Annotated in this window: 1 protein-coding gene and 1 pseudogene; both read right to left on the bottom strand. The window is 75.6% G+C overall.

What is annotated here, in order from left to right; all coding sequences use genetic code 11:
• A pseudogene (locus DJ73_RS06125) lies at positions 1 to 409 on the bottom strand (methyltransferase type 11); the annotation flags it as partial.
• The coding region (locus DJ73_RS06120) for a hypothetical protein (RefSeq protein WP_141212914.1) at positions 367 to 962 on the bottom strand (596 nt) is incomplete at its 5' end. The gene DJ73_RS06120 and the pseudogene DJ73_RS06125, both read right to left, overlap by 43 nt.

The following is a 962-nucleotide window of genomic DNA, read 5'->3' as shown; positions in this document are numbered from 1 at the left end:
CCGGGAGGCCGTGGGCCCGACCGGGCGCGTCGTCGGCGTCGACATCACCGGCGCGATGCTCGGTCGGGCCCACGGCCTCCCGGAGCGCCGGGACGTTGACGCCGGGGCCGCAGCCGAACTCGACGACGGTGTCTCCGGGGTCGAGGTCGAGCGCGCGGACGCACCCCGTCCGCACGCCCCCGACCGACGCGGTCGCTCGCGCGAACCAGTCGTACACCCGCGCCCACGCACCGTAGCCGCGTTGGATCCGCCGCGCGACGCGCTCGTCGTCGGCCGCCTCGGGTGAGCCGTCGCCCGAGCGCGCTCCGCTCGCCCCGCTCCCCTCACCCGCTCGGGCCCGCGGTCGCGACCGTCGACGGTCCCGGGTCACGACCGAGCGCGGACCGCCGCGGGCGCGGTCTTCGGCCACCACAGCTCCGGCCCGTCGCGCGCGACCGTGGAGTAACACCGCTCGCTCCCGTCGCAGTCCCGCGGCCGCTGGTAGTCGATCCCCCGCTCTCCGAGGTACGTCACGTAGCCGTCGTCGACGCGGTCGAGCTTCTCGTGGCAGACCCACTTCTCGCCGTAGACCCGCGCGCCCACGCCGCGGTAGGGACAGGTGAACTCGGTCCGCTCCGCGCCGGCCTCGCTGTCGGTCCCGTCGATGCTCACGCCCACGGACCGGTACGCCAGCCGGAGCCGCCGGACGACGCGCTTCGGCGACGACGCGCCGAGGAAGAGCCCGTGCGCGAGGACGTAGCCGAAGCCGTGGAGCAGCCGCTCGAAGCGGGTCAGGTCGTCGGGGTCGTCGTCGAGCATCGACCGCAGCGTCGCGTACCATCCAGCGATCTCGGCCACCTCGTCGGCCGCTTCGTCGGCCGCCGCGAGCGCCCGGCGCTTCTCCGGGAGGGGCGCGGCGCCGTCCGAGAGGCGGAACGACGGCACCGCCTCGACGTGTTCGAGCACGTCCTCGCGGAGGACGT

It is taken from the genome of Halorubrum sp. Ea1, from assembly GCF_002252965.1.
Taxonomy (GTDB): Archaea; Halobacteriota; Halobacteria; order Halobacteriales; family Haloferacaceae; genus Halorubrum.
The sequence above is the reverse complement of the archived record's forward strand: the minus strand, read 5'-3'. Positions and strand labels throughout refer to the sequence as shown.